Genomic DNA, 997 nt, shown 5'->3' on the forward strand with positions numbered 1-997 from the left:
GGCTTTGTTGCATCGCTCTTCGGATAGTAGGTAACGCACAATAAATTTATGAAGCTATCTCAAATTTAGCCATACCAATATCAGTGAACTTATTGAGCAAATAGCATTTAACAAGTAGTTCCTTCTCTCTATTTGTCTCAGATTTATTCCTAAAACTAAACCCGAATGTTTGTTTCAGTCGCGAGAAAAAACTTTCTATATAAGATCTTTTTCCATAACTCATCTCTTTTTTCCACTTCTTTATACCATCTTCATCATATGACTTTATGAGCTTGACTGCAGAATTTCTCTCAGCCATATAGTCTAACTTTGGATGCTCTGCTGCGTTGTTTTTCGGAGGAATTTTCGTTTTTATACCATATTGATTACACAGCTTATAGAGCTTTTCTCTGTCATATGCCCTATCTGCATATAGTACTTTTATGACATACTGAAAATCGACTTCTTTTAGCAAATCACAAGCTCCATAGTGATCAGCCGTTACTGTATTTTACAGCTATGGCTTTTTTGCTGTTTGTATTCAACATTACATGCAATTTTCTTGTCTGTTCATAGCTGCGATACTTTCTATCTTCGCTATTTTCTTTGCTATGACCAGGAGTGTTGTTGTATATACTAATTCCTGTACTGTCTATAGCAATTTCGATATCTTCCATATTATTTTCTGCAATCATTGATCTTAATATTGAGTTTCTTAAACCTTCTTGATGATTGTGAATAGCTGATAACTTGCAAATTTTTCCCAATTTGCTCAAGGTATCCTGCTATAAACCCAACTGTTTGCCTCAGGCCTATTCTAAATAAACAAGTTATTATGTGCACCAAAATTACAACTTTATCGCTATAAATATTGTTGCCACCTGGTATTTTTGGACCATTCTCGTACCACTTTTCTATGGCTTCGTTGATATAATGAAAAATATTTCCTCTTTTTTCTAGAAATTTGTTATATTCGCTATGGTTACTGACCCTCATTTTTTGTGGCATATTTTTTCTT

The 997-nt window shown here is 33.7% G+C and carries 1 pseudogene; it reads right to left on the reverse strand.

The features are described 5' to 3' along the window. Positions 1 to 46: 46 nt before the first annotated feature. A pseudogene (locus tag WOCAOBSORBRA_RS06675) lies at positions 47 to 987 on the reverse strand (IS5 family transposase). Between the last annotated feature and the right edge of the window lie 10 nt (positions 988 to 997).

The sequence above is a fragment of the Wolbachia endosymbiont of Cardiocondyla obscurior genome, assembly GCF_902713635.1.
Taxonomy (GTDB): Bacteria; Pseudomonadota; Alphaproteobacteria; order Rickettsiales; family Anaplasmataceae; genus Wolbachia; species Wolbachia pipientis.